At 50.9% G+C, this 25,738-nt stretch carries 24 protein-coding genes, 1 other RNA gene and 1 riboswitch; of the genes, 10 read left to right on the forward strand and 15 right to left on the reverse strand.

All coding sequences use genetic code 11. The features are described 5' to 3' along the window. The first annotated feature begins 37 nt into the window (after positions 1-37). Together ACMGDE_RS07395 and ACMGDE_RS07400 are read left to right on the forward strand one after the other, a co-directional pair. The gene (locus tag ACMGDE_RS07395; protein ID WP_436832135.1) at positions 38-229 is read left to right on the forward strand and encodes a cold-shock protein; all 192 of its coding nucleotides are present in this window, start codon (positions 38-40) and stop codon (positions 227-229) included. Positions 230-345: 116 nt separating this feature from the next. Next, positions 346-1,437, forward strand: a complete 1,092-nt coding sequence (locus tag ACMGDE_RS07400; protein WP_436832136.1) for a 3-oxoacyl-ACP synthase III family protein — start codon at positions 346-348, stop codon at positions 1,435-1,437. Positions 1,438-1,460: 23 nt separating this feature from the next. Here ACMGDE_RS07400 and ACMGDE_RS07405 read toward each other — a convergent pair whose 3' ends face one another. From ACMGDE_RS07405 to fsa, 6 genes are all read right to left on the reverse strand, one after another. After that, a complete protein-coding gene (locus ACMGDE_RS07405; protein ID WP_436832137.1) occupies positions 1,461-1,628 on the reverse strand; it encodes a hypothetical protein in 168 nt (55 codons plus the stop codon). Positions 1,629-1,676: 48 nt separating this feature from the next. Beyond that, positions 1,677-2,837 carry an AI-2E family transporter gene (locus tag ACMGDE_RS07410; RefSeq protein ID WP_436832138.1) on the reverse strand — a complete coding sequence of 387 codons (1,161 nt, stop codon included), beginning with the start codon at positions 2,835-2,837 and terminating at the stop codon, positions 1,677-1,679. Positions 2,838-2,920: 83 nt separating this feature from the next. Next, positions 2,921-5,050, reverse strand: a complete 2,130-nt coding sequence (gene rnr, locus ACMGDE_RS07415; protein ID WP_436832139.1) for a ribonuclease R — start codon at positions 5,048-5,050, stop codon at positions 2,921-2,923. A gap of 50 nt (positions 5,051-5,100) precedes the next feature. Further along, the gene (locus ACMGDE_RS07420) at positions 5,101-5,814 is read right to left on the reverse strand and encodes a 3'-5' exonuclease (RefSeq protein ID WP_436832140.1); all 714 of its coding nucleotides are present in this window, start codon (positions 5,812-5,814) and stop codon (positions 5,101-5,103) included. A gap of 474 nt (positions 5,815-6,288) precedes the next feature. Beyond that, positions 6,289-6,750: a Fur family transcriptional regulator gene (locus ACMGDE_RS07425; RefSeq protein WP_436832141.1), complete on the reverse strand. Its 462-nt coding sequence runs from the start codon at positions 6,748-6,750 to the stop codon at positions 6,289-6,291. Positions 6,751-6,802: 52 nt separating this feature from the next. Continuing rightward, a complete protein-coding gene (gene fsa, locus ACMGDE_RS07430; RefSeq protein WP_436832142.1) occupies positions 6,803-7,462 on the reverse strand; it encodes a fructose-6-phosphate aldolase in 660 nt (219 codons plus the stop codon). A 148-nt stretch (positions 7,463-7,610) separates the two neighbouring features. Between fsa and ACMGDE_RS07435 the strand changes: the two genes are divergently transcribed. Further along, positions 7,611-8,831, forward strand: coding sequence for an MFS transporter (locus ACMGDE_RS07435; protein WP_436832143.1), 1,221 nt, complete (start codon positions 7,611-7,613; stop codon positions 8,829-8,831). Positions 8,832-8,914: 83 nt separating this feature from the next. Here the strand turns inward: ACMGDE_RS07435 and ACMGDE_RS07440 are convergent, their stop codons facing one another. From ACMGDE_RS07440 to ACMGDE_RS07460, 5 genes are read right to left on the reverse strand one after another with little or no spacing between them, the layout of a single operon-like run. Further along, a complete protein-coding gene (locus ACMGDE_RS07440) occupies positions 8,915-9,415 on the reverse strand; it encodes a DinB family protein (RefSeq protein ID WP_436832144.1) in 501 nt (166 codons plus the stop codon). Positions 9,416-9,466: 51 nt separating this feature from the next. Next, on the reverse strand, positions 9,467-10,876 hold the full coding sequence (locus ACMGDE_RS07445) for an exonuclease domain-containing protein (RefSeq protein ID WP_436832145.1): 1,410 nt from the start codon (positions 10,874-10,876) through the stop codon (positions 9,467-9,469). Between the two features lie 53 nt (positions 10,877-10,929). Continuing rightward, entirely contained in the window at positions 10,930-11,358 is a 429-nt protein-coding gene (locus tag ACMGDE_RS07450) for a hypothetical protein (RefSeq protein ID WP_436832146.1), read from the reverse strand. Positions 11,359-11,369: 11 nt separating this feature from the next. Continuing rightward, positions 11,370-11,939 carry a hypothetical protein gene (locus ACMGDE_RS07455; protein WP_436832147.1) on the reverse strand — a complete coding sequence of 190 codons (570 nt, stop codon included), beginning with the start codon at positions 11,937-11,939 and terminating at the stop codon, positions 11,370-11,372. A 51-nt stretch (positions 11,940-11,990) separates the two neighbouring features. Next, positions 11,991-13,382: a type III PLP-dependent enzyme domain-containing protein gene (locus ACMGDE_RS07460; protein WP_436832148.1), complete on the reverse strand. Its 1,392-nt coding sequence runs from the start codon at positions 13,380-13,382 to the stop codon at positions 11,991-11,993. Between the two features lie 120 nt (positions 13,383-13,502). Between ACMGDE_RS07460 and argS the strand changes: the two genes are divergently transcribed. The 6 genes from argS to ACMGDE_RS07490 all read left to right on the forward strand — a co-directional run bounded on the left by argS (position 13,503) and on the right by ACMGDE_RS07490 (position 20,870). Then, positions 13,503-15,287: an arginine--tRNA ligase gene (gene argS / locus ACMGDE_RS07465; RefSeq protein WP_436832149.1), complete on the forward strand. Its 1,785-nt coding sequence runs from the start codon at positions 13,503-13,505 to the stop codon at positions 15,285-15,287. Next, positions 15,287-16,351 (forward strand): oxidoreductase, encoded by a 1,065-nt coding sequence (locus tag ACMGDE_RS07470; protein ID WP_436832150.1) that lies wholly within the window; start codon positions 15,287-15,289, stop codon positions 16,349-16,351. The genes argS and ACMGDE_RS07470 overlap by 1 nt, the downstream gene beginning before the upstream one ends. Positions 16,352-16,361: 10 nt before the next feature. Then, a complete protein-coding gene (locus ACMGDE_RS07475; protein WP_436832151.1) occupies positions 16,362-17,573 on the forward strand; it encodes a BaiN/RdsA family NAD(P)/FAD-dependent oxidoreductase in 1,212 nt (403 codons plus the stop codon). 96 nt (positions 17,574-17,669) lie between these two features. Further along, positions 17,670-18,944: an L-fucose:H+ symporter permease gene (gene fucP / locus ACMGDE_RS07480; protein ID WP_436832152.1), complete on the forward strand. Its 1,275-nt coding sequence runs from the start codon at positions 17,670-17,672 to the stop codon at positions 18,942-18,944. 30 nt (positions 18,945-18,974) lie between these two features. After that, positions 18,975-19,371: RNase P RNA component class A (gene rnpB, locus ACMGDE_RS07485), an RNA gene on the forward strand. A 53-nt stretch (positions 19,372-19,424) separates the two neighbouring features. Further along, positions 19,425-20,870 (forward strand): sigma-54-dependent transcriptional regulator, encoded by a 1,446-nt coding sequence (locus ACMGDE_RS07490; protein ID WP_436832153.1) that lies wholly within the window; start codon positions 19,425-19,427, stop codon positions 20,868-20,870. Positions 20,871-20,910: 40 nt separating this feature from the next. Here ACMGDE_RS07490 and ACMGDE_RS07495 read toward each other — a convergent pair whose 3' ends face one another. The 4 genes from ACMGDE_RS07495 to ACMGDE_RS07510 all read right to left on the reverse strand — a co-directional run bounded on the left by ACMGDE_RS07495 (position 20,911) and on the right by ACMGDE_RS07510 (position 24,804). Then, the gene (locus ACMGDE_RS07495) at positions 20,911-21,099 is read right to left on the reverse strand and encodes a hypothetical protein (protein WP_436832154.1); all 189 of its coding nucleotides are present in this window, start codon (positions 21,097-21,099) and stop codon (positions 20,911-20,913) included. 93 nt (positions 21,100-21,192) lie between these two features. After that, positions 21,193-22,374, reverse strand: a complete 1,182-nt coding sequence (locus tag ACMGDE_RS07500; protein WP_436832155.1) for a homoserine dehydrogenase — start codon at positions 22,372-22,374, stop codon at positions 21,193-21,195. Positions 22,375-22,409: 35 nt separating this feature from the next. After that, positions 22,410-23,468 carry a homoserine O-acetyltransferase family protein gene (locus ACMGDE_RS07505; RefSeq protein WP_436832156.1) on the reverse strand — a complete coding sequence of 353 codons (1,059 nt, stop codon included), beginning with the start codon at positions 23,466-23,468 and terminating at the stop codon, positions 22,410-22,412. Positions 23,469-23,499: 31 nt separating this feature from the next. Beyond that, the gene (locus ACMGDE_RS07510) at positions 23,500-24,804 is read right to left on the reverse strand and encodes an O-acetylhomoserine aminocarboxypropyltransferase/cysteine synthase family protein (protein WP_436832157.1); all 1,305 of its coding nucleotides are present in this window, start codon (positions 24,802-24,804) and stop codon (positions 23,500-23,502) included. A 216-nt stretch (positions 24,805-25,020) separates the two neighbouring features. Then, a riboswitch (SAM riboswitch) is annotated at positions 25,021-25,135 on the reverse strand. 119 nt (positions 25,136-25,254) lie between these two features. Here ACMGDE_RS07510 and ACMGDE_RS07515 point away from each other — a divergent pair. Next, on the forward strand, positions 25,255-25,707 hold the full coding sequence (locus ACMGDE_RS07515; RefSeq protein WP_436832158.1) for a DUF2721 domain-containing protein: 453 nt from the start codon (positions 25,255-25,257) through the stop codon (positions 25,705-25,707). Positions 25,708-25,738 lie beyond the last annotated feature (31 nt).

The raw sequence follows: 25,738 nt of genomic DNA on the forward strand, positions 1-25,738 counted from the left end.
ATTTACATTTACGTTTTATTCATGAAATTAATAGATAATGTCAACAGGAGTAGTAAAGTTCTTTAACGAAACCAAGGGTTTCGGATTCATCACACCCAATGACGGTGGACGTGAAATTTTTGTACATTCGTCCGGTGTGACGGACCGTATCCGTGAAAATGACGAGGTTTCGTATGACGTGGAGCAGGGTCAAAAAGGATTGAATGCGGTAAATGTCAAGGTGGTATAAACACCTCTTTAGATATTTTAAAGGCTGTCCACATGGGCGGCCTTTTTTATTGAGTAGATTTTTCAGTAAAACGAACAATTTTAATTAGGGGTTGTTCATAGCTGGGATAGGAGTATATGACGTATAGAAATACCATCATCGTGGGTAGTGGCAGCTATCTCCCTACACGTAAGGTACCGAATGAAGATTTCGGGGGGCATGTTTTTTATGGATCGGATGGAGTCAAACTGCCGACCGATAACGAAGAAATCATCCGTAAATTTGAACACATCACCGGCATCAGGGAAAGAAGATACGTCACCGACGACTTAGTTGCTTCCGATATCGCTTTTTTTGCGGCCGAAGATGCGTTAGCATCGTCAAAAATAGACAGGGAGGCACTCGATTATATCATTGTAGCCCATAATTTTGGAGATATCCGCGAGCAAAATCCAAGGAGCGAGTTTGTGCCGGCACTGGCATCAAAGGTCAAACACCGGCTGGGGATCAGCAACCCGAATACGGTGACCTATGACCTGATTTTTGGGTGCGCCGGTTGGTTACAGGGTGTGATCCAAGCGGATTATTACATCCGCTCCGGACAGGCAACTAACGTTATGGTCATCGGCGCGGAAACGCTCTCACGGATATGCGATCCGCATGACCGGGATAGCATGATCTATGCGGATGGTGCGGGAGCCATCATCCTCTCAGGCTTGGAGAGCGAAGTGCGCGCGGGTGTGTTGGCCCATGCGATGCAATCGTACACCGATGACCTTGCCTTTGTGCTTAAAATGGGGAAATCCAACAATCCCGAATATGGCAGCGATCGGTTGTTTCTGAAAATGCAGGGGCGGAAACTCTATGAACAGGCGCTGAAGATCGTTCCCGAGGCCATTAAAACGTGCATGGAAAAGGCCAATATCTCCATTGATGAGGTGGATAATGTATTGATACACCAAGCGAACAATAAAATGGATGAAGCGATACTGAGAGAGCTATATGGATTATACGGCCAAAGCCACGCCCGGGCTGGCGTGATGCCCATGACCATATCTTGGCTGGGTAATAGCTCAGTGGCTACGTTGCCTACCTTATATGATCTTTTAGCTTCCGGAAAGATCACCGATTATTCATTGAAAAACGCGAGCACCATTGTGTTTGCCGCAGTCGGCGCCGGGGTCAATATCAACGCTGTCGCATATCGTGTGCCTGACCTCGAAGCCTGATTCGGTTTATAGGTTATAGGTGCTTATTTATTCTTCTTCGTTTGTCCCGTGCGCACCCCTCCGGCGTTAGGCAATCCCTGCGCCCGCTTTTGCTTCTTCACGTCGTCGAAAGCCTTGTTGGCAGTCGTGCTGCCCATATTGCCTTTACGGCTTTGATCCTGCGTGCCGCCTGTTATATGCTGCTCTTTCATGATTCCTCCAATCGTTGGTCACTGTGATAGGATAACAGCAAATGGAAGTTATTGTTCGGGCTTCTTTTTTTCTTTCCGTTCCCTGGCCTCCAATAGGTCGCGTAGATTCCACCGCTTAAGCAGGATTTTCGTTGAATACCGTTTGAGATGATATTTTTCCGGCTCACCGATGAGGAAACCGAACGCATTCATCGAGGGGATGGCATCAAAAAGGACCTTGATTGTTGCAGTGAGGGGCAGGGCTAGGATCAAGCCGGCAAGGCCGAAAAGCATGCCGCCCAGGAGGATGGAGATAATGGCCATCAGTGGGTTGATGCTGACCTTTCCGCCGACGATGCTAGGTGTAATGACGTTTCCTTCGAGGAACTGCACCACTTGAAACCAAGCGATGACCCCCAACGCATACCACGAGCTGTCCTTAGTAGCCAGCGCAAAAAGCGCCGGTAGGATGGATCCGATGGCGATGCCGATGTACGGGAGCAGCATGAGCAGTGATGCCAGCGTTCCGAAAAACCAGGCATATTGAATACCCAAGATCAGTAGTCCCGCCGTGTTCAACACAGCCACGATGCCCATCACCGTGATGAGTCCCAGCAAGTAGCTTTGTACCACGCTGTAGATTTTGTTGAGCGTGTTATGCACCACCTCCTGTGGTGTGGAACGGAACGCCCGGAAGAAAAACTCCCGGAAAAATACCCGATAATACAGCAGGAAGAATGAAAACAACGGCACCAGCACAGCGCCCGCCAATACATTGCCCAATGAGCCAAAGGCCGCCGTGATGTAGGATGCAGCATTGGATAGGATTTGGTTAGCCTGCTCACGCAGTCGCTCCACCACCTCGGTTGGCTCCACCCCAAACTGGTTATACAGCCACCACTGTATCGTATCAAAAATGGAAAGAAACTTCGATTGGATCTCGGTGCCATCCCGGCCGATGATGATGACTTGGTGTATGATGAACCAAACCAATCCCGACAATATCGCAATGGCCAAAATGACCGCAAGCAACGCCGAGAAAGCCTTGCCCAAGCGTAGCCTCTCCAGAAAGATGGCCACCGGATACAGGGAGATAGCAATCAGGATGGAAAACATGAGCGGCAATAAGACACTCTGCAGCACATACATCAAGGCTATGATCAGCGCCAGCGAAACCAGGCTTGCCGCCAATTCCAGTGCGTACGGACGTTTGGTAGGGGGTTCTTGCATATGGTTTGAGATAAGTTGTGCTTTTTCCCGCTTTCGAAGATAAAGATACAGAAAATATTATGACTATCCGTTAGCACTAAACATCACGACTCCAACGTAAAATCAATCTGCCGCTTCGCCAGATCCACTTTTTTCACCCGGATCTGTACCTCGTCGCCCAATTGGTATTTCTTTTTCTTGCGCTGGCCGATGATGGCATAGTTCTTTTCGTCCAATGCGTAGAAGTCGTCCGTGATATCGCGCAGGCGTACCATGCCCTCGCATTTGTTTTCTTCGATCTCGACATACATGCCCCACTCGGTCACGCCGGAGATGATGCCCGCGTAGATTTCGCCCACTTGGTCCTGCAAGAATTCGGCCTGCTTGTATTTCACGGATGCCCGTTCGGCGTCGGCGGCTTTTTTCTCCATCTGCGAGGAGTGCTCGCAGAGTTTTTCATACGCCTCGGCATTGACCGGATTGCCGCCGGCGAGGTAGTGCTCCAGCAGGCGATGCACCATCACGTCCGGGTAGCGGCGGATGGGGGAGGTGAAATGTGTATAATAGTCAAATGCCAGGCCGTAATGGCTGGTCTTCTTAGTGCTGTAGATGGCTTTGGCCATGGAACGGATGGCGAGCGTGGTGAGCACATTCTGCTCCTTGGTGCCTTCTACTCCTTTCATGAGCGCGTTTAGCGAACGGGCGGTTTCCCGGTCCGATTTGGTGTTGATCTTGTAGCCGAACCGAGCGGCGAACTGAGCGAAGCTGGCGATGCTCTCGGCCTTAGGAGCATCATGTACCCGATATACGAAGGTTTTTTTGCTTGCACCTTTCCCTTGCTTGCCAATGAATTCGGCTACACGTCTGTTGGCCAGCAGCATATAATCTTCAATGAGCTTATGGGCGTCCTTACGCTCTTTCACATAGACACCCAAAGGCTTGCCGTTTTCATCGAGGTTAAACTTGACCTCGGTGGTCTCGAAACTAATGGCACCATGCTTGAATTTGCGCTCGCGTAGGATGTAGGCGAGTTCATTGAGTGTCAGTAATTCCTGACTGAATTCGCCCGTTTTGTTATCCAGGATTTCCTGTGCCTCCTCGTAAGAAAACCGTCTGTCAGAGTGGATGATGCCCTTACCAAACCAATCGCTGATGATGTTAGCTTCCCGGTCCATTTCGAACACGGCCGAAAATACCAAGCGATCTTCATGGGGCACCAGTGAGCATAAACCATTGGAAAGCCGCTCAGGCAGCATGGGGATCACCCGGTCGACGAGGTATACGGATGTGCCGCGCTCGAACGCCTCTTTATCCAAGGGCGAATCGGGCCGCACGAAATGTGTTACATCGGCAATGTGTACGCCGATTTCGTAATGGCCATTGGGCAATTGCCGGAAGGAAATGGCATCGTCAAAATCCTTGGCATCTGCCGGATCGATGGTAAATGTGAGCGTATCGCGGAAGTCGCGCCGCTTGGCAATTTCGGCGGGCGGTATTTCGGCCGGGTAGGCGTCGGCTTCGTGCTCCACGGCCTGGGGAAAGGATAACGGAAAACCAAAATCGGCCAATATGGCGTTCATTTCTGTATTGTTCTCGCCCTTTTTGCCGAGCACATGCGTGACTTTGCCGACCGGGTTTTTGCTGTCCTCTGGCCACTCGGTAATGGCTACGACAACCTTTTCGCCGTCCTGTGCACCGTTGAGGTCGGCCAGTGGCACGAATATATCATGCAGCATCTTGCGATCGTCCGCCATGAAAAAAGCGAATCGGGGCGATATGGTGACCGTGCCTGTAAATTCGGTGCGTGCACGTTCGAGTATTTCCACCACCTCGCCTTCCTTGCGTTTGCCCCGGCGTTTTTCGTAGGTGTGCACTTTCACGCGGTCGCCATGCAGCGCCTGCCGCAATTTGCGCGGGCCAATGTAGATATCGTCCTCAAACTCATCCTCCGGCACAATGAATGCCGATCCGTCCGCCGTCATATCTACGCGGCCGATGACGATGGCTTTGAGCTCCTTGAGGGCGTACTTTCCTTTTTCGACCTCTTTGAATAGTCCGATGCGGGCTTCTTCCTGCAGGATGTCAAGGATGGCGGTGCGCGATTCGGGGTCGGCTAGGTTGAGTTTAGCAGCCACCTGCTTATAATTCATGGGCGTGTTGCCAGACTTCTCGATGACGTCCGAAATAAGCTGGGTGAGAATTTGTTTGAATGCGTTGGTTTTTTTGTTTGACATGTATAATAATATGAAGGTAAGATCCTTATTCGTTATCCGCTGTTTTTACATTATTCTGCGAAGCTAATGTCCTCTTGGGCAATCAGCGATTCATTGCGCAACCTTCGCAAGATTTGTGCCGTGGTGATGACGTCTTTTTCACAATAGACACGGATACGGTCCAAATTGTTTTCCTCGTAATATACGCGAGACACCGCTTCACCGCTGATGTCATCCTTAGGGGTAGGGATGCCCAGTACCGTTGCCATGAGGTTAAGCGAGACACTGCTACGGACATCGCCGAAGCGCCACAGTTCCATTGTGTCCAAGTGATTGGTTTCCCAGGGTTTCTTGCCAGATATATCCAATTGCGAAGGGATGGTTAGTCCGTTGATCAGCATTCGCCTGCAAATGTATGGAAAATCGAACCATTTGCTGTTATGCCCGCAGAGGATGAGGTTTGCTGGCTGCCGGTGCAGCAACGCGGAGAAATCCGCCAATAAATCCTGCTCTTCGGCTTGGGCGAATGACTTGAGGCGGAATCCCATGTTCCCTTGCCGCTGGTGGAATGCTCCTACGGATAGGCAGATGATTTTTCCGAACTCGGCATACAGCCCCGCATGGGGATAGAGATCGGCGGGAACTTCCCCCTCACGCAGCATGTTTTTTACACGGTGTGCCCATAATTCCTGAAAGGGGAGAGGCAATTCATCATACGTAGCCTTTTGGGGTGCCGTCTCGATGTCCAGTACCAGTACTTGCTGCAAGTCTAAGGTTTCAAGCATGCTTATTTATCCGTTTCAATCCGTTAATAGCTAAGGTAGTCAATTCTGACCATCTCACAGCTAATGTACAAAAATTATGGATACTTCACTAAGCAAAGGTAATCGAGGATCGGCTAAATGGATATCTTATATTTTAGTTTATTTGAATCATTTTATATATTGATATATAATGTTATAAATAATGGTTAGCTTAAATTTTAGCCTTATATGCTAGTGCATTTTAGCTCATTGGGTTCGTTGGGGGCAGTTTAACGGACCTATTATCGGTAGCTGTAGCAAAGGCCCGAGTAGGCTAAATAGGTGTATATGATCTATTAGGTTTGTTGCGTTGATTTTAATAGTTGTTTTACAATGATTTATTAAATCAGAAGCTAATATTTTAGCCACGCATATGCCAGTCATCTATAAGTGTTTTTAGCTAAAAATCGACGGTACATGATAGGTCCACACCATCGAGGAGGAAAGCGTAGGAAATTACTTTTCGAGGAGTTTGCATTGGGCGCAGAGGCCTACGGCATTGACGCCGATGGACTTGAGCTGATAGCCTTCAGGAAGGTTGATCTTCGGCAGCTTGATGTCATCAAGGCAATAGATGCTGTTGCATACCGAACAGATAAAATGTACGTGTTCATCGTGATGATGGTGCTCGTCGCAATCCGTGGAGCACAGCGCATACGTAGCGGTGCCGTGGAGGTCGAATATTTTGTGGAGGATCCCTTTTTCTTCGAACGTAGCCAATACGCGGTATAAGGTCACGCGGTCCACCGTATCGCCCAGTAATTTTTCCAGTTCGGGTTGGGATATGGCGCTATCTTTTTGGGATACGATATGCAGCACGCCAAGGCGCGGCTGCGTCACCTTGAGTTTATTTTGACGGAGTAAACGGATGAACCTTTCGCCTGCTGTCGTGGGACTCTTGTCAATTACGGTCGGCATCATCTATCCAAATTATGGGCTCACGGATGGTACGTGAGCCCGCTTAAAATCATTATTTCCCGGCGGCCTTGGCGTGGTCCGCCAAAAACTGAGCCAGGCCATTGTCCGTGAGTGGGTGTTTAAGCAGACCCAATATCGCGGATAACGGACCGGTCATTACGTCTGCTCCGATTTTGGCGCATTCGATGATATGGGTTACGTGGCGTATTGAGGCCGCCAATATCTGGGTTTCGTACCCGTAGTTGTCATAAATTAACCGGATGTCCTCAATTAGGGCCAGGCCGTCGGTGGAAATATCATCCAGCCGCCCGATAAACGGCGACATATACGTAGCGCCGGCTTTGGCAGCAAGCAACGCTTGTCCGGAAGAGAATACCAATGTGCAATTGGTCTTGATGCCCTTGCTGCTGAAATATTTGATGGCTTTCACGCCGTCTTTGATCATCGGTACTTTGACTACAATCTTGTCGTTGAGCTTGGCCAGCGCTTCACCTTCCTTTACAATGTTGTCAAAATCGGTAGAGATCACTTCGGCGCTGACATCGCCATCGACGATGTCACAGATGGCCTTGTAATGGTTGATGATGTTTTCCTGGCCCGTGATACCTTCCTTGGCCATCAGGCTGGGGTTAGTGGTTACGCCGTCCAATACACCTAAATCCTGGGCTTCCTTGATTTGCTGTAGATTGGCGGTATCAATGAAAAATTTCATGTCTAAAAAATGATATGGGATGTAAAATGAAACATTGAATTCTGCATGTAAAATTAACGATAATGTGGCAAATACCGAAATATTTAAAATCGCGTTGGTCCTATGGACTTTTGGGGGTACGTGGTATGACTTTTGTTTGTGAAGGAGGGTGAATCTCTTCCGAGCACTTAACCATCGCAACTACCGCCTACACTTTACGGGACAGGCCATTTCGCTGATGGGTACATGGATGCAGCGCATTGCCGTGAGCTGGCTGGTGTACCGGCTGACCGAATCGGCGTTCATACTGGGCTTGGTATCATTCATGGCGCTTATCCCATCACTTATTCTGTCGCCTTTCATCGGCAGCTTTGTAGACCGCCATCAGAAATACCGGATAGTGGTGATCACCCAGTTCGGGCTGATGCTACAGGCGGGTACATTGGCACTGATGGTGTTTTCGGGGTATTATAGCGTGTGGTGGATCGGGGCATTAAGTTTTATCCAAGGGGTGATCAATACATTTGACGTGACGGCGCGGCAATCGCTCATGGTAGACTTGGTAGATGATAAGGCCGATTTGCCCAACGCCATTGCGCTCAATTCTTCGGCATTCAACGCCGCCCGGATGTTGGGACCCGCCATCGGCGGCATTTTGTTGAGTACTTATGGCGAGGCCGTGTGTTTCGGGGTGAATTTCGTGAGTTTCATCGCGGTGATCGGTTCGTTGCTGTCGATGAAGCTGACGCAGAAACCGATTAGGGCCAAGCAGGAAAGCACATGGAACGGACTCAAGGAGGGGTTCAGCTACCTGAAACATTCGCCTCATTTGTTATCACTTATCCTGTTGCTTGCCGCATCCAGCCTGTGGGTGATCCCGTTCACAACATTACTGCCTGTTATTGCACGAGAAATGTTCAACGGCGATGCGACTACTTTCAGCTGGTTTGAGAGTGCGGCGGGATTGGGCGCAATGGCAGGGGCCATTTACATGGCGCGGACGCAGGTGGGCACCAACCTGCGTTTTCGGGTGATGAAAGCTTCTGGTTTGTTTGCGCTTGGTATTTTGGCGCTGTCCTTTGCATCATGGCTGCCACTGGCGTTATTGAGCACCCTATTTGCCGCCATGGGCATGATGGTTCAGAATTCGAGCATCAATACCTATATCCAGACACATGCCATGCCAGCATACCGGGCGCGGGCCATCAGCTATTACATCATGGCATTTCAGGGCATCTTTCCGCTTGGAAGCCTATTCATCGGTGCCCTGGCACAGGCATGGGGCATTCATTACACATTGCTCTTTCAGGGTGCAGCCGGTGTCATCGTCAGCCTGAGTTTCATTGTATACATTTGGAAGCATCTCCACCGGCGGTACGTACCCGTCTGAGAAGGAGGGGATGAATACGCAGTAGGGCCGCCTACATGAAGATGTAGGCGGCCCTGTCGATCTTGGCACTCAGCACAATTAATCTACCGGTCCCAAAACGGCGGCGGTTCGATGCCCAACGAGCGGAGGTACACATATCCCTGTCCCCGATGATGGATCTCGTTATCGATAAAATAAAATAAGTGCCACCATACAGGTCCTTCCCACTGCCCATAGGCACTGTCCGTTTCTTGCAGGCGGGTATCGGCTACCTTGGGCCAAATGCTGTCGATGTATTCCGTACTCCAATCCCACAGGCGGAGGATACCGTCTTTGGTCGTCGGCCCGAGGTCTAGCCCCTCCGCTCCCGGAAGGTCTTTGACGTCCTTCCATTCACCTGTGGCGATCCCATGCGCCCCGTTTGATGCCATCCGGTTGAGCTCCATGGCCAGTTCCGCAAATGTGCGCATACCGCCGATGGAATGTGAAAACAGCTTGTCTTCGGGGAATGCGTCAATCACCCTGCGGGTGAGGCTACGGTGGCCCTGCCAGTGTGCGCGCAATTGGTCGAGGGTGATGGTCGTGTCTTTTTGTAGTGTTTCCATTGTACGTTGTTTTTGATAATAGAACAAAGAAAACACATGACACTGACAACCCTATGGCAGCGCCATCTCGGGCTTCCACACTTTTGCCGGATATTTTTCGGCATAGTCATAAATCAGTTGCATCATGTAGTGGTTGCTGCCGTAGCGGGTGACGGATTCTTTTACCGCTTCGGGTGAATGAATATCCGCATGACGACTGATGTAGCCCATACCATAAAACTGTCCGTTTTCTACCCAGATGCAACTGATTTCATCGTCATCCCGCCCCCTGTCGAGAATGGCGAAAGTGGGGAGATGCTGTGTCAGTTGGCTGAGCGCAAGCTGCACCCGCTGGTTGTGCACCGCTTGGGATACTGCAGGCGCGGAATTGGCTGTGGATGCCGGATTGATTCGCCAACGGCTCAAACGGGATGTGGGCACGCCGAAGATACAGAGTTCGGGCTGGAGCTCAAATTCCCGGATCAGGCGGTGGAGTAGATTAATAGCATCCAACTGCCGGTGAAACAAATGAGCAGACTGATGATATTTGCCATGTTTTCCAATGGCAAGCCGCAGAAAGCCGCGTTGGTCTTCATACGCATACAGCGCGTATTTCGGCTCGAACCGTTTCAACGCGCGGTTGTAAGCGGGCCACAGGCGCTTGATCTCTACGGCCTCCAGCAGCAAGGCTAACAGCTCGGTGCCGCATCGCTCGTGGGTGATGGAATGGATATGCCGGAGGAAGTGCTGGCGCTGGGGGTTCGGATTATGGCCATTGAAATGCTGGGCTACACGGTTGCGGACATCCTGCGCTTTGCCCACATAGATGACCTTGCCGCCCTGATCCCTGAAGTAATAGACGCCCGCGCTGTGGGGCAGCGTATCAAATTGCTCTTTCGGCAGGTTGGGGGGCAGTTGCTGGTGTTTGGATGTCTTCTTCAGCATTTCCGCCACGACACCTTGGGTATCCCAGTTCAACAGCAACCCAAACAGGATGGCTGTAGCCTGTGCATCGCCTCCTGCCCGGTGGCGGTGGTTGATGGGTATGCCCAACGCATCGCACAGTTTCCCCAAGCTGTATGAACGGAGTCCGGGCCTGATTTTCCGGCTCATGCGCACGGTGCACAACTTGGGTGCGGCAAACGGATATCCTGATACCGCTAAGTGATGCTTCAAAAACGAGTAGTCGAAGTTGACACTGTGGGCGACGAATATGCGGCCATCCAGCATTTCATGGATACGTCCTGCCAGTTCATCGAATGCCGGGCTGTCGGCGACCAGCTCATTGGTGATCCCGGTCATGGCTTGGATGGATACGGGGATGGGGCACTGCGGATTGATGAGCGACTCAAACCGGTCCACTACCTCGCACCCGTCATGGATGAGGATGGCGATTTCCGTAATCCCGCTACCAGCGGCAAATCCCCCGGTGGTCTCGATGTCCACAATGGCATATTGGGTATGTGGAGCAACTTGGCGCATAGCTGCAAACTTAGGCAACTTGCGTAAAAAAAACAAGAACTGTACTAAAATGTTTAGTCGGGTAAAACTGTTGGATCTTTCCGCAGCGGCATTGCCATCATATAAATACAGGCTAAGGCCCAAGCTCCCCAAACGAGGTATCCTCCGGCATGGAAATTCGCTTTCAGCAACCGATGAGTGGTGGTGGTGAAATCAAGGTAGGTGAAATAGGCTCCGGCAAGCCCAAAAACCAACAACAGCAAGATAACCGCGAGGGACAACCTACGGCCTAAAAGGCGTTTGACGATCCACAATACCAGGATCAGCACCAGTTGGACGGCAAAAAGCAGGGTGGCGGTTTTCCACCAAATGTTGAAGATGCCGTATTCGCGATACAACACCGTGATGCCCGCTTTGCCGACGAGTGACATCTGCGACATCAATACACCGGAAACAGTGGAGAGCAATGCTTGCACAGCAACGAGGGTACTCAAACCTTTCATGGATGTCGGTGCTATTTGGCAACTTCCCAGCCTGTTTCTGCGTTGAAGCGGAGGGTATAGGTCTTCTTGGTGAATGAAGCGTGGTTATCCATTTCCTCTTTTGCGAAGTCAGCAAAGTCGGTTTCGGTCTTTTTAAGCGTCACAGTGGCTTTCGCCCGGTTTTTACCGGTCTGCTCCACCTGTACCCCGCCGTCTTCGTCCAATGCATATTCGAAGGTTTTCACCGTCGCTTTCTTGTCTGTTTTCTCCAATACAAACGGAATGGACTTATCCGTCAGGTTGATGAGGTACACAAACGTGCTATCGTTGGATAAGAAGCGTTTCCGTTGTTTAAGGAGTTCCAATGTGACGTATCCTCCTTTTTTCAATCCCTGGTAGGCGTTTAGGAGATCGGCATCCGATTGCTGGTTCAATTTTACCTCTCCGTATGCCATTTCAGCCGTTTCATATACCGGGTTGGACTCCAGGTGATAAGCCACTTCGCTTAGGGCAATGCGGTCACTGACGGATTTATCTTTGCCGCAAGCGGCGAGGATGAGGGTAACGGTGATGGCCAGAAACTGGCCCCGATATGCTGTCATACACGCTAGTTGTTTGTCAAAGATATCACTTCTCAAAAGTTATTCCAAACACTATTGATAGCCCAATAGCCGGAGAACCTGTTTGCTATTCTGCTCTTCGCCGAACACCTCGAAGTTGAAGGTCTCGTCACGGTTTCTCCTAACCAACACGTGCTTCGGTGAGGGAAGCAGGCAGTGGTGGATGCCGCCGTACCCGCTCAATACTTCCTGATAGGCGCCGGTATGGAAAAAGCCGAGGTATTGGAGTTTGCGGGTTTTGGGCATAAAAACACTGTTGATGTGGGCCTCCTGGCTGTAATAATCTTGTCCGTCGCAGGTGATGCCGCCCAGGTTTACCCGCTCGTATTCGGCATCCCAGTTGTTGGTGGGCAGCAGGATGTATTTCTGGTTGAGCGCCCACACGTCGGGCAGATTGGTGATAAACGAGCCGTCGAGCATCAACCATTTCTCCCGGTCGTTCTGTTGCTTGCGGCCAATCACTTTGTAAAGAATACCGGATGCTTCCGCTACGGTATATTTGCCGAACTCGGTGATGATATCGGGTTCGATGACATCATGTACGGCGCAGATTTGTTTGATGCGGTTCACGATTTCGTTGACCATGTACTCGTAGTCGAAATCATGTACCAGCGAATCTTTGAACGGCATGCCCCCACCGATGTCCAGGGTATCCAGATCGGGATTGATCTTCTTGAACTTGCAGTACAGGGTCACGTATTTCTCCAGCTCAGTCCAGTAGTAGGGTGTATCCGATATGCCCGAATTGATGAAAAAATGGAGTAACTTGACCTTGAAATTTGGGTTGGGCGCTACTTTGCTATTATAGAAATCGAGGATATCCTCCAGCCGAATGCCCAATCGTGAGGTGTAGAAGGGCGAATCAGGCTGCTCTTCCGCCGCGATGCGGATACCCAGGTTGCAGGGCTCGTCCAGCTCCACCTCGTCGTCATATATATTGAACTCTTCCTTGTTGTCCAGTACCGGGATGATATTTTTGTATCCGTCATGCAGCATATCGATGATATACTGCTTATACTGATAGGTCTTAAATCCGTTGCAGATCACCGTGATGTCTTTCTTGACCACCCCCTTCTTTTCCAGCGCATCGATCATCGGCATGTCGAAGGCAGAGGAAGTTTCCAAGTGGATGTCGTTTTTCAACGCCTCTTCAACCACATGCTTGAAATGGGAACTCTTCGTGCAATAACAATATTTATAAGAGCCCCGGTAGTTGTGCTTCAGTATGGCCGTTTGGAACAGTATTTTGGCTTGCTGTATCTTCTTGCTAATGATGGGCAAATAGGTGAACCGCAGTGGCGTTCCATAGGTCTCGATCATTTCCATTAGATTGAGGTCGTGGAAGTACAGTTCGTCGTCTATAATTTCAAATCCATCTTGGGGAAACCCTACGCTTAGGTCAAGAAATTCCTGATAGCTCTGCATTTTTTCATATTTTTGGCAAAGATATAGTTTCGGTGTGAATCCGGCATGAATAAAATAGATATCTGCTAAAATTTACCATTTCGATGATCAATGCTAAGAAATTAATGCTTAAATACTTACATGGCCAATAAAATAGAACAACAGCTTATTCATCATATCAAGGACGCAGTCAAAACATTATATCATGCTGAGCTGCCCGAAAACCAGATCACTATACAGGAAACGCGAAAAGAATTTGACGGGCAGCTCACCATCGTCGTGTTTCCGATCACCCGGTTTTCAAAAAAATCCCCCGAAGCCACCGGCGCTGAGCTCGGCGCCTACCTCCAAACACAGCTGCCTGAACTGGCATCGTTCAATATTATCAAAGGCTTCCTCAACCTCAGCCTGTCCGATGCCTATTGGACCGACCTGTTTACAACACACATCGCACAGGAAAGTTTTGGCGTGTTCCCGCCCAACGGCCGGAAACTGATGGTCGAATACTCATCGCCCAACACCAATAAGCCCCTGCACCTCGGCCATATCCGCAATAACCTCCTTGGGTATTCGATGGCCGAAATCCTGAACGCATTCGGCTATGAGGTTATTAAAGCCAATCTGGTGAATGACCGGGGCATTCACATCTGTAAATCCATGCTCGCGTGGCAGCGATGGGGCGAGGGCGAAACTCCCGAAAGTAGCGGGCTCAAGGGCGACCACCTGGTGGGCAAGTATTACGTGTTGTTCGACAAGGCGTACAAGCAGGAGATCGACCAGTTGAAAGCACAGGGCCTCAACGAAGAAGAAGCCAAGAAGCAAGCGCCCATTATCCGCGAAGCGCAACAGATGCTCCAACGGTGGGAAGCGGGCGACGAAGCAGTCATCGGGCTGTGGAAAATGATGAACGGATGGGTGTATACCGGCTTTGAGCAAACCTACGGTCGTCTCGGAGTGGATTTCGATAAATACTACTATGAATCGGATACCTATCTATTAGGTAAGGATATCATCCAGGAAGGATTGGATAAGGGCGTGTTTTTCAGAAAGCCGGATCATTCGGTATGGATAGACCTCACCGCTGACGGCCTTGACGAAAAATTGGTGCTGCGCGGCGACGGTACGTCGGTCTACATCACGCAAGATTTGGGAACAGCCCAGCTGAAGTATGACGATTTTGCGATGAATGAGTCCATCTACGTAGTGGGCAATGAGCAAGACTATCATTTCAAAGTACTTTTCTTGATCCTTAAAAAGCTGGGTAAACCGTGGGCGACGGGCTTGTTCCACCTCTCGTATGGGATGGTCGACCTGCCATCGGGCAAGATGAAATCCCGTGAGGGCACGGTGGTCGATGCCGATGACCTGATGGATGAGATGACGGATACGGCCAAGCAGCGGACGGAAGAACTGGGCAAAACCGAAGGACTGTCTGATGCGGAGAAGACCCATCTCTACCGGATTATCGGCATGGGGGCGCTCAAGTATTTTCTGCTTAAAGTGGAGCCCCGGAAACGGTTGCTCTTCGATCCCAATGAATCCATCGATTTCCAGGGACATACCGGGCCGTTTATCCAGTATACGCATGCCCGTATCAAATCGGTATTGGCCAAAGGCGATTTTTCGGCAAGGAACACGCTGGTCGTGCCCCGCACGCTGGCGCCGAGCGAACGTGAACTGATGCAACTGCTGGGGAACTACCCGGCGATTATCGAGGCATCGGCGAACGAATTTAGTCCGGCGCAATTGGCCAACTATTGCTATGAAGTAGCCAAGCAATACAATAAATTCTACCACGAGGAGTCCATATTAAAAGCAGAAGACGACGTATCGAAGACCTTTAGGCTGCACCTCTCGGCCGCCACCGCCCGCATCATTGCAGGCGGTATGAAGTTATTGGGTATCGAGGTACCAGAACGAATGTAATGGAAAAGATGATCAATGTTGGACTGGTCGGCTTCGGAGTGGCCGGGCAGGTGTTTCATGCGCCGGTGATTGCCGCGGTTGACGGCCTGCGGCTGCATCGGGTGAGTGCCCGTAAACCCGAACAGCAAGCGCTGCTGCGGCAGCGATATCCCGATGCGGTTATGGTCACCCACGCAGATGAAATCATCTACGCCGATGATGTCGATCTCGTCGTTGTCGCTACCTCAAACGACATGCACTACCCGCTCACCAAAGCGGCCTTGCTTGCGGGCAAACACGTGGTGGTCGAGAAGCCCTTTACGAACACCGTAGCCGAAGCTGATGAGCTGGTCGCACTGGCGGAAGCGCGCGGCCGGGTGCTTAGCGTGCATCATAATGCCCGCTGGCACAGCGACTACCTCACGGTTAAGAACGTGCTGCAAAGCGGGCGGTTGGGCCGGCTGGTGTCGTTCGAAGTGCGTTACGACCGCTTTCGCAATGCGCTGAGAGAACATGCATGGCGCGAGGCGGATCTGCCGGGATCGGGTATCCTCTATGACTTGGGCGCGCACCTCATCGATCAGGCGCTTCGGCTCTTCGGCAAGCCGGAAGCGGTCAATGCCGACCTGCGTATGCAACGGCCGGGCGCGCAGGCGGTGGATGATTTTGAATTGATCCTGCATTATCCCCGCCTCAAAGTATCGCTCCGGGGCGCGATGCTCGTGAAGGAGCCATCACCGCGCTATGCGCTGTACGGACTGGACGGGGCATTCGTGAAATATGGTATCGACCCGCAGGAGGCTGCGCTGAAAGCAGGTAAGGCGCCGAGAGGGGATGCCGAATGGGGTAAGGAAGCGCCGGATAGCTGGGGCAAGCTGAACGTGCTGGAGAATGGGCAGGACACCATCGAATACGTGGAGAGTGAGCGTGGCAATTATCCCGCATTCTACCATAATATTTATGAAGCCATTTTGGGTCGGGAGGCATTGGCGGTCACGGCTGCGCAAGCGCGGGACGTGATTTATGTCATCGAGATGGCTGAAAAGAGCTGGGCGGAGCGGCGGACGGTGGATTTGCGATTTTAGATTGGCGATTGTGGATAATCAATACGATGCCATTATCATTGGCGGCGGGGCCTGTGGCCTGATGTGTGCGGTGCAGGCCGGCATGCGGGGCAAGCGCACCTTGGTCTTGGAGCGAAACGACCGCCCCGGAGCGAAGATACTCATCTCGGGAGGGGGGCGCTGCAATTATACCAACCTGCACACGACCACCGCCAACTTCCTGTCGGCTGATCCGGCATTTGCTGCCAGCGCTTTCAAACAGTGGACGGTAAGCGATACGGTCTCCTTCTTCGAGCAGCAGGGCATTGTGGGCAAGGAAAAAACGCTGGGCCAGCTTTTTCCGATCAGTGACAGCGCTAAGGATGTCGTGCACGTCTTCACTAAATTGATGCAACGGCACGGACAGGATCTGCGCTTGAACAGCAAAGCGGTAGCCGTCGTAAAATCATCCGATGGGAGCTTCGATGTCGCTTTTGAAAACAATGGGACCCTGCAGCAGGCGAGGGCCGGTGCTGTGGTACTGGCCAGCGGGGGACTGCCTATAGCCAAGTTGGGGGCCAGTGATTTTGCCTTGCGGGTTGCCCGGCAGTTCGGCTTGGCGGTCATGCCCACCGCCCCGGCGCTCGTGCCGTTGACCATCACGGGCAAGGATGCCGATTGGTTTGCCGCGCTCTCGGGAAACAGCGTGTTCTGTCGGGTGTCCAATGCGCGCATCCGTTTTGAAGAAAATATCCTGTTTACGCATTGGGGACTGAGCGGTCCGGCGATCTTGCAGATTTCTTCTTATTGGCAGCCGGGTGAAACCATTACACTCGATTTGCTTCCGCATCACGCCATGGAACAGCTGATCAACGCCGAAAGGGCGGCAGGTGGTAAGCGATTGGTCGGACAACTGTTGAACAGCCTGTATCCGCGCAGGTTGGTGGAGTCGCTGGGCAAGTTTTTGCCCATTGACACGAAAATTGCATCGTTAGGCAAGGCCGATGCTAAACAGATTGCCGAGACGATCCATCGATTTACCGTAAAACCCGCAGGGGACAAGGGGTATGACAAGGCTGAGGTGATGCGCGGCGGCGTGGCCACGCATGAATTGGATCCCCAGACGCTGGAAGCAAGAAGGGTTCCTGGATTGTATTTCGGCGGCGAATGCGTAGACATGACGGGGTGGCTCGGGGGCTACAATTTCCAATGGGCTTGGGCGAGTGGGCATGTAATTGCCCAGGCGCTGGGCAACAAAAAATAATGGCATTTTCCATTGCATAGCTAAAACGGTTTACTATTTTTGGGCAGCCGCAGTCCGGACAGGGCTTGCGCGGTTGACTGATTTTAAACTAATCATATGGAACGTACCGTATCACAGGCAGTAGGTGCAGAACTGCCGACGCATCAATCCTCGCCACTTACAGATCGCAGGTACCTACTGGTATTTGGTTTCGTCACCTCACTCTTCATGTTGTGGGGCATAGCCATTACCATGGGGGATGTGCTGAATAAGCACTTCCAGAACGTGCTTGGAGTTACCAAGGCCGAATCGGGCCTTGTGCAGTTTTCCATCTTCGGTGCGTATGCCGTGATGGGCATTCCCGCGGGACTCTTCATGAAGCGGTTTGGTTATAAGCGGGGTGTCGTGTTGGGGTTGGCGCTGTATGCGATTGGTGCATTCCTGTTCGTGCCGGCTGCAGATGCCGAGTCGTTTACATTTTTCCGGGTCGCCCTTTTTGTCTTGGCCTGTGGCTTGGCCACACTGGAGACCGTGGCACATCCATTCATTGCTGCGTTGGGTGTGCAGGCCACCAGTGACCGGCGCATCAATTTTGCGCAGTCCTTCAACGGGCTGGGCACCATCATCGGTCCGACGCTGGGCAGCTATTTCATCTTGAGCGGAAACATCGGCGAAACGGGCAGCCTGACTTCCGTCAAAATGCTTTATATCGGTATCGGTGTGGCGATTTCATTGGTAGCGGTCATGTTCAGCTTTTTACGGGTACCGGCGTTGTCATTCGACGAGGGTGCAGCACACCACGGCCAGGATGCGGCTGCACCGATAGTCCCCCGGAGGAAATTGTTTCAGCACCGTCATTTTATCTGGGCCTTTATAGCACAGTTTTTCAATGCGGCGGCACAGGGAGGTACCTGGGCATTCTTCATCAACTATGGCCATGAGAAAATGGGCCTCACCGATGAGATCGCTGGTTATTATTTCGCTGTGAGCATGGTCATGATGACCATTGGTCGCTTCGCTGGCACCTTCTTGATGAAATACGTCGCTCCTAATAAGTTGTTAGCGGTATTTGCGGCGTGCAATATCCTGATGTGCCTGATCATTGCGCAGAGCTGGGGATGGCCCTCTTTTATTGCCCTGCTCATGCTCAACTTCTTTTTCAGCATCATGTTCCCCACGATCTTCAGTCTGGGACTGAAAGACTTGGGACCGCATACACAGCAGGCCTCATCCTTTATTGTCATGGGTGTGGTCGGTGCCGCCATCTTTCCGTTTTTCATGGGGCGGGTGGCAGATTATGATGTGGCAGTAGCCTATTACCTGCCGATTGTTTGTTATTTAGTAATTTTCATTTTCGGGACGAAGTTTTATAAAACCAAGCCCCGCTTCTAACTTCATAACTTATTGTTTACCTTTGCACCGAAGCAGACCTGTTCTATCGCCCCGACAAATGCCGGGGAGGAAAGTCCGGACAACGCAGAGCACCCCGCTTCCTAACGGGAAGGGTTTCGATGACTATCGGGATACGGAAAGTGCCACAGAAAATAAACCGCCCCGGCGAATGTCGGGGTAAGGGTGAAAACGTGGGGTAAGAGCCCACGGCTTTGTATGGCAACATGCATCGCGGTAAACCCCGGGGGTTGCAAGGCCAAATAAGTTGCGGAAACCAGGGAGTTGCTCGTGCCCATTCCGCCAGGCGGAGACCGCAACGGGTAGGCCGCTGGAGCTTGTCAGCGATGGCAAGCCAAGATAAATGATAGAAGTCCTTCCGTTCACACGGCAGGGAACACAGAATCCGGCTTACAGGGTCTGCTTTTTTTTAATAGCATTTGACGTCTCTTGTCTGATGTCTCTTGTCTAAAATCTAATTGAATGACCAAAATATTAATCATAGACGACGAACGGGCCATCCGAAGTACGCTGCGGGAAATCCTTGAATACGAGGATTACAAAGTGATCGATACGGATAATGGCATCGATGGATTGGATATCATCAAAAAGGAGGATATCGACCTGGTGCTTTGTGATATCAAGATGAGCAAAATGGATGGCATGGAGGTGCTGACCGAAGCATTGGCCGTCAAGCCAGACCTGCCTTTTATCATGATATCGGGTCACGGTACGATCGAAACAGCGGTTGAGGCCAGCAAGAAGGGTGCATACGACTTCATTTCCAAACCACCTGATCTCAACCGACTACTGATTACCGTACGCAATGCCTTGGAGCGCGGCACGCTGGTTACCGAAACCAAAGTGCTGAAACGCAAGGTGAGTAAGACGCGCGACATTCTGGGCGACTCCGAAGCGATCCTGCGCATCAAAGAAACGATTGAGCGCGTTGCTCCCACCGATGCCCGGGTGTTGATCACCGGGGCCAACGGCAGCGGCAAGGAACTGGTAGCCCGTTGGCTGCACGAAAAATCACCTCGGGCCTCGGCGCCGCTCGTGGAGGTCAACTGCGCAGCGATCCCTTCCGAACTGATCGAAAGCGAACTGTTTGGCCATGAAAAGGGGTCTTTTACCTCAGCGGTAAAACAGCGGATCGGAAAATTTGAACAGGCACACAACGGTACGTTATTCCTGGATGAGATCGGGGATATGAGCCTCTCGGCACAAGCCAAGGTGCTTCGGGCGTTGCAGGAAAGCAAGATCACCAGGGTAGGGGGCGAAAAAGAAATTTCGGTGAATGTGCGTGTGATTGCTGCCACGAATAAGGACTTGCTCAAGGAAATCGACGCAGGCAATTTCCGGATGGACCTCTACCACCGGCTGAGTGTGATCATCATTCATGTGCCACCGTTGGCCGAACGGAAGGATGACATCCCGGTGCTGGCCGAGCATTTTTGCGAAGAGGTTTGTGCAGAATATAACATGCCCGTGAAGAAGATCACCGATGAGGCGATGACGGTGTTGAAAGCGCTGTCATGGACCGGCAATATCCGTGAACTCCGCAACATGGTCGAGCGGCTTATTATCCTCAGCGATAAGGCCATCACGGATAACGATGTACGGGCCTTTGCTAATCCGGGTTCCTTTTTATCAGTCAAGGAAGAGCCTGCCCCCACCACTGTTGCCACCGCTGCCACCGTTGCTCAGGCGATTGCCGCACCCGCTGGGGCGCCATCAAATGGTGATGTCACCAATTATGACGCGTTTTCCTCCTTCCAGGATTTCAAGGATTATACCGAAAAGGAATACATCAAATATAAGCTCGAAAAGAATGGCTGGAATGTGTCTAAGACAGCCGACGAAATCGACATCCAACGCAGCCACCTATACAGCAAAATAGAAAAGTACGGGTTAAAAAGAGAAGCCTAACCTGATCATTGCCCACGGTGTTAACACCGTGGGCAATCGATCATTCATTGAATTTCCGGTGTTGTTTACGGATCAGTACTACGACAGCCACAGCCAGTATAATTGCTCCCAAAGCAATGTAGCCATAAGTCTGCCAGGAACTATCCGGTGAGGCAGCTTCGCTTTGCTGGGCTGCGACCATGGAAACGCTAAAAATACTCATCAACAAGAAGGCTAAGCTGTACATCATCATTCAGTTTTATCCGTTCAATATACAAATATAAATAACGCAAATACAGCTTATGTTTTGATTATTTTATTTTTTAACAAACATGCTTCCTCATTACGCAATTTCAGCAATAAATACCCCTTCCCGGTTGATGATGTCTTTGTTTTTAAGAATATGATCAAGGTTAATCCTGCCAATGACATATTTGAAATCCTGGGCATAATACCGTTCGCTGACGGAAGCAAATCCAAGCTTTTCAACCAGGCTTTCGTCATCGTAACGCAAGTAAACATCGATTTCCCAGTCTGTCGTATAGGTCAATCCACCGGCTTCGATATGCTTTTTGTATTCGTATCGGTAGCCATATCGCAGCGCGGCAATATCCGACAGGACTGCCGATCCGGTAGGATGCCCACCGGCACCTTTGCCATAGAAGAACTGCTCGTCTGCAAAAGCGGCCTTGACCAGTACCCCATTATATTCATTTTCCACATCATACAAGATGTTATCGGGCGAAACGAGCTTGGGCAATACATAGAGGATGACTTCCTTATCATTGATCTCCCGCGCAGTGGGTACCAGCTTGATCTTGACCTTCTTTTCCCGCGCAAACCGGATGTCGGACGCATCGAGTTTATCGATGCCGAGGTTTAAGATGGCATCCGGGGCGATATAAAGACCATAGGCATGTGAGGCGACGATCGCCAATTTAAACTTCGCATCGAAGCCTCCCACGTCGAGCGTGGGATCGGTTTCGGCAAAGCCGAGGTCTTGTGCCTGCTTCAGCGCGGTGGCATATTCCAGGTTTTCATTGAAGATCTTAGAGAGGATGTAATTGGATGAGCCATTGAAAATGCCGGTCACCGAATGCAATAGCTCGTTATCGTAGTATTCTTCCAGGTTCCGGATGATCGGGATACTCCCGCAGACCGCCCCTTCATATAGGAGGCTCGTGCCGTACTGGTGTTGGATATCTACCAGTTCTTCCAAGTGGGTAGCGATCATCTTTTTGTTTGCCGATACGACATTCTTGCCGGACCGCAATGCGGTGGACACAATATCAAACGCGGCGTCGGCATCGTCGATCAGTTCCACGATGGTATTTATTTCCGGGTCGTCCAACACGATGCTCGCATCTGTTGTAAAGAGTTCGGCCGGTAGGCTGCGTTTTTTTTCGGGATGTTTGATGACGAAACGTTTGATGGCGAGATTGAGATTTTTGGTCTTGATGATGTCGTGCAGTCCCTGTCCGACTACACCAAAGCCGAAAATGCCCAAGGTAAGTTTGTTGTTCATGTTTGCTGTTCGTGTTGTTTACGCGTTAATCGGGGTTAACCTACTTGTTGATAAGCGGTCTCGTTTTCCGGCGTTCTGTTGTGATTGAGGAAATTGACAATTGTTTCTGTAATGCGCTTGGTTTCGATCAGGAAGCCATCATGTCCATAGAATGAGCTGATCTCCGCATACGTGGCTCCTGGGATATGGGTGGCGAGGAACTGCTGTTCTTCCACGGGGAATAAAAGGTCGGTATTGATTCCGATGACCAGTGTCTTTGCCTTGATGCCGCGCAGGGCATGTTCGATGCTTGTCCGGCCGCGGCCCACGTTGTGACTATCCATTGCTTTGCTGAGAAACCAATAACTATAGGCATTGAACCGTTTGACAAGCTTCTCGCCTTGGTAATGCTGATAAGACGAAGCCTTGAAATCATCCTGTTTGTCGTTTGTAGATTCCAGTTGGGTCGCACCATAGGTGTCGTATCCCCGATAGGATAGCAGCGCAATGCTGCGGGCAGCTTTCAGTCCCTTCGCGCCGCCGTCAGGCCTGTCGGCGTAGAAGGTGCGGTCTGTACTGATGGCAAGCCGCTGGCTTTCGTTGAATGCGATGCCCCATGGCGAATGTGCGGCATTGGTAGCGACTATTACGAGGTTGCCGATACGATCGGGATCGGCAATGGCCCATTCCAGTGCTTGCTGCCCGCCCAATGAACCGCCGATGGCAATTGCTATTTTGTCAATGGCGAGGTGGTCTGCCAGCAACCGGTGTGCGGCAGTCAGGTCGCGGACCGAAAATTGGGGAAAAGAAAGATAATAGGGCAATTCCGTTGCCGGATTGATACTTAGCGGATTGGTGCTGCCGTAAGGTGATCCGATAATGTTGGCACATACGATGAAGTAATCCTTCGGATTAAACAGGTCTTTTTCCCCGAATAACCCGGGCCACCACTCAAACACATCCGCATTGGCGGTGAGTGCGTGGCACACCCATACGACATTGTCCTTCCGCTCGTTCAGTGTGCCATAGGTATGATAAGCAATTTTCAGGTTCTGGATGCGCCTTCCATTTTCAAGCTTGAACGTTTTTGAATAGTTGAATGTATGTATACTCATGTTGTTTGTTTGTCGCTTCGTTCGCACGGGGTCATTTGATGTGATCGAATGCCTGTTGCAAATCGGCTTTAATGTCGTCAATATGCTCGATACCCACTGAAATCCGCAGCAACCCGGGGAATACCCCTGCGTTTCGCTGGTCGGCCTCACTCAGTTGCTGGTGGGTGGTGGCCGCCGGATGGATGATCAATGTTTTCGCGTCGCCCACGTTAGCGAGGTGGCTGATGAGCTGCAGGTTGTCAATAAACGCATTGGCCTGCTCCGCGCCTCCTTTTATGACGAACGATAATACGCTTCCGAATCCGTTTTTGAGGTATTTTTGCGCATGGTCGTGGTAGGGGTGGTTTTTCAACCCCGGGTAACTCACCTTTTCCACCTGGGGATGGTTTTCGAGCCATTTGGCTATCTCCAGCGCATTGTCTACATGCCGTTGAACGCGCAAAGAGAGCGTTTCGACTCCCTGTAGCAACAGGAATGCATTGAATGGCGATAGTGCCGGACCATAGTCGCGTAGCCCCTCTACACGGGCGCGAATCGCGAATTGGATATTGCCGAACGGACCGCCCACACCGAAAACATCACTGAACACCAACCCATGGTAACCTTCTGAGGGTTCGCTGAACTGCTTGAACTTGCCGTTGCCCCAATTGTAATTGCCACCGTCTATGATGACGCCGCCGATGCTGTTGCCATGCCCGCCGATCCACTTGGTAGCGGATTCCACCACCACATGGGCGCCGTTTTCCAACGGTTTGAAGAGGTATCCCGCGGCGCCGAAGGTGTTGTCTACGATCAGTGGAAGATCATGTTTCTGTGCAATGCCCGCAATGCGTTCGAAATCCGGAATGCTGTAACTGGGATTGCCGATGGTCTCCACGTAGATCGCTTTGGTATTGTTGTCGATCAGGGCCTCGATGTTTTCGGGCGAATCATCTTTTGCAAACCGGGCTTCGATACCTAAACGCTTGAACGACACCTTGAATTGGTTAAATGTCCCGCCATACAGGTTGGCGCCGCTGACGAAGTTATCGCCGTTTTCCAATATATTCGTCAGCGCGATGAACTGCGCCGCTTGTCCGGAGGCAACAGCCAATGCCGCTACCCCTCCCTCCAGGGCGGCGATACGCTTTTCAAAGACATCCGTGGTCGGATTCATGATGCGCGTATAGATGTTTCCGAATTCTTTCAACGCAAAGAGATTTGCGCCATGCTCCGCACTGTTGAATACGTAGGAAGTGGTTTGGTAAATCGGCACGGCCCGCGAACCGGTGGTGGGATCTGCTTCTTGTCCCGCGTGGACCTGTAAGGTCTCGAATTTTAGATTTTCAGTAGCCATGGTTCAATTTTTTTGTTTATGCAAGGATGAAAACGTGATCATGATGTTATACTGACATCGTTCCCGCAGGCTTGCAGGAATTACGCATCGGTAAACACATGCTTGTGTTGGATTAATGGCAACAGCACATGTACATTATTCCCCTGCACATTCGTTGCGCGGACCGTATAATGACAATACGCTTATTACTTAAAGAATACATGATCATCGTCTTATCATTTATATGCTCCCAACCGTTGTCGGCCGGGACAGGAATTGGCACCTTTTCCACCGTTTGTGGATGGTTGCCAGTGGGTCATTGAGCCAGTCTCTCGCCACTTCTTTATAAACCAAGACCTTTTTTGGAGGAATTGATTTGTGTGTGTATATACACACAACGGGTGCAAATATAAGCGGTGCGATTTGGTTGTGCAAAGTTTTTTTGATTTTTTTGTGCAAATGGAACCCAGCATGAACATCACGTTTAACACCGCCGCCCTGCTTTTCCCAGCCATCAGCTTGATCATGTTGGCATATACCAACCGCTTTTTGGCGTTGGCTGCGTTGGTCCGGAGCTTACATGCCAAATACCTCGAACACCACAAAAGCGGGGTGTTGCATGGGCAGATCAGGAATCTTCGTTACCGACTGAAGTTAATCAGACAAATGCAAGCCATGGGGGTATTGAGCTTCGTTACCTGCATCGTATGCATGTACTGCATTTATATTGAACATGCGTTCCTCACGGAGGTGACGTTTGCACTGAGCTTGCTTTTCTTTGCCGTTTCACTGTTGATATCGTTGCTGGAAATTCAGGTGAGCAATAAGGCGCTCGAATTGGAGCTGAGTGATATGGAAGAGGGAGATGCTTCTTCCCTGGTCGGCTATATCAAAAAGAAACTCGAAAAAAAAGGCCCCCGGTAAAGGAGGCCTTTAAATTTAAGTTTAGCGGGAG

It is taken from the genome of Parapedobacter brassicae, from assembly GCF_051400755.1.
In the GTDB taxonomy this organism is placed as follows: domain Bacteria; phylum Bacteroidota; class Bacteroidia; order Sphingobacteriales; family Sphingobacteriaceae; genus Parapedobacter.

Bases quoted from the DNA above. Each gene is read 5' to 3' on its own strand.
- ACMGDE_RS07420 (WP_436832140.1), bottom strand. From the start codon at position 5,814: ATGCTTGAAACCTTAGACTTGCAGCAAGTACTGGTACTGGACATCGAG.
- rnr (WP_436832139.1), bottom strand. From the start codon at position 5,050: ATGTCAAACAAAAAAACCAACGCATTCAAACAAATTCTCACCCAGCTT.
- ACMGDE_RS07445 (WP_436832145.1), bottom strand. From the start codon at position 10,876: ATGCGCCAAGTTGCTCCACATACCCAATATGCCATTGTGGACATCGAG.
- ACMGDE_RS07450 (WP_436832146.1), bottom strand. From the start codon at position 11,358: ATGAAAGGTTTGAGTACCCTCGTTGCTGTGCAAGCATTGCTCTCCACT.
- ACMGDE_RS07500 (WP_436832155.1), bottom strand. From the start codon at position 22,374: ATGAACAACAAACTTACCTTGGGCATTTTCGGCTTTGGTGTAGTCGGA.
- ACMGDE_RS07400 (WP_436832136.1), top strand. From the start codon at position 346: ATGACGTATAGAAATACCATCATCGTGGGTAGTGGCAGCTATCTCCCT.
- ACMGDE_RS07440 (WP_436832144.1), bottom strand. From the start codon at position 9,415: ATGGAAACACTACAAAAAGACACGACCATCACCCTCGACCAATTGCGC.
- ACMGDE_RS07510 (WP_436832157.1), bottom strand. From the start codon at position 24,804: ATGGCTACTGAAAATCTAAAATTCGAGACCTTACAGGTCCACGCGGGA.
- ACMGDE_RS07395 (WP_436832135.1), top strand. From the start codon at position 38: ATGTCAACAGGAGTAGTAAAGTTCTTTAACGAAACCAAGGGTTTCGGA.
- fucP (WP_436832152.1), top strand. From the start codon at position 17,670: ATGGAACGTACCGTATCACAGGCAGTAGGTGCAGAACTGCCGACGCAT.
- ACMGDE_RS07455 (WP_436832147.1), bottom strand. From the start codon at position 11,939: ATGACAGCATATCGGGGCCAGTTTCTGGCCATCACCGTTACCCTCATC.
- ACMGDE_RS07460 (WP_436832148.1), bottom strand. From the start codon at position 13,382: ATGCAGAGCTATCAGGAATTTCTTGACCTAAGCGTAGGGTTTCCCCAA.
- ACMGDE_RS07405 (WP_436832137.1), bottom strand. From the start codon at position 1,628: ATGAAAGAGCAGCATATAACAGGCGGCACGCAGGATCAAAGCCGTAAA.
- ACMGDE_RS07515 (WP_436832158.1), top strand. From the start codon at position 25,255: ATGAACATCACGTTTAACACCGCCGCCCTGCTTTTCCCAGCCATCAGC.
- fsa (WP_436832142.1), bottom strand. From the start codon at position 7,462: ATGAAATTTTTCATTGATACCGCCAATCTACAGCAAATCAAGGAAGCC.
- ACMGDE_RS07425 (WP_436832141.1), bottom strand. From the start codon at position 6,750: ATGCCGACCGTAATTGACAAGAGTCCCACGACAGCAGGCGAAAGGTTC.
- argS (WP_436832149.1), top strand. From the start codon at position 13,503: ATGGCCAATAAAATAGAACAACAGCTTATTCATCATATCAAGGACGCA.
- ACMGDE_RS07410 (WP_436832138.1), bottom strand. From the start codon at position 2,837: ATGCAAGAACCCCCTACCAAACGTCCGTACGCACTGGAATTGGCGGCA.
- ACMGDE_RS07470 (WP_436832150.1), top strand. From the start codon at position 15,287: ATGGAAAAGATGATCAATGTTGGACTGGTCGGCTTCGGAGTGGCCGGG.
- ACMGDE_RS07495 (WP_436832154.1), bottom strand. From the start codon at position 21,099: ATGATGTACAGCTTAGCCTTCTTGTTGATGAGTATTTTTAGCGTTTCC.
- ACMGDE_RS07490 (WP_436832153.1), top strand. From the start codon at position 19,425: ATGACCAAAATATTAATCATAGACGACGAACGGGCCATCCGAAGTACG.
- ACMGDE_RS07505 (WP_436832156.1), bottom strand. From the start codon at position 23,468: ATGAGTATACATACATTCAACTATTCAAAAACGTTCAAGCTTGAAAAT.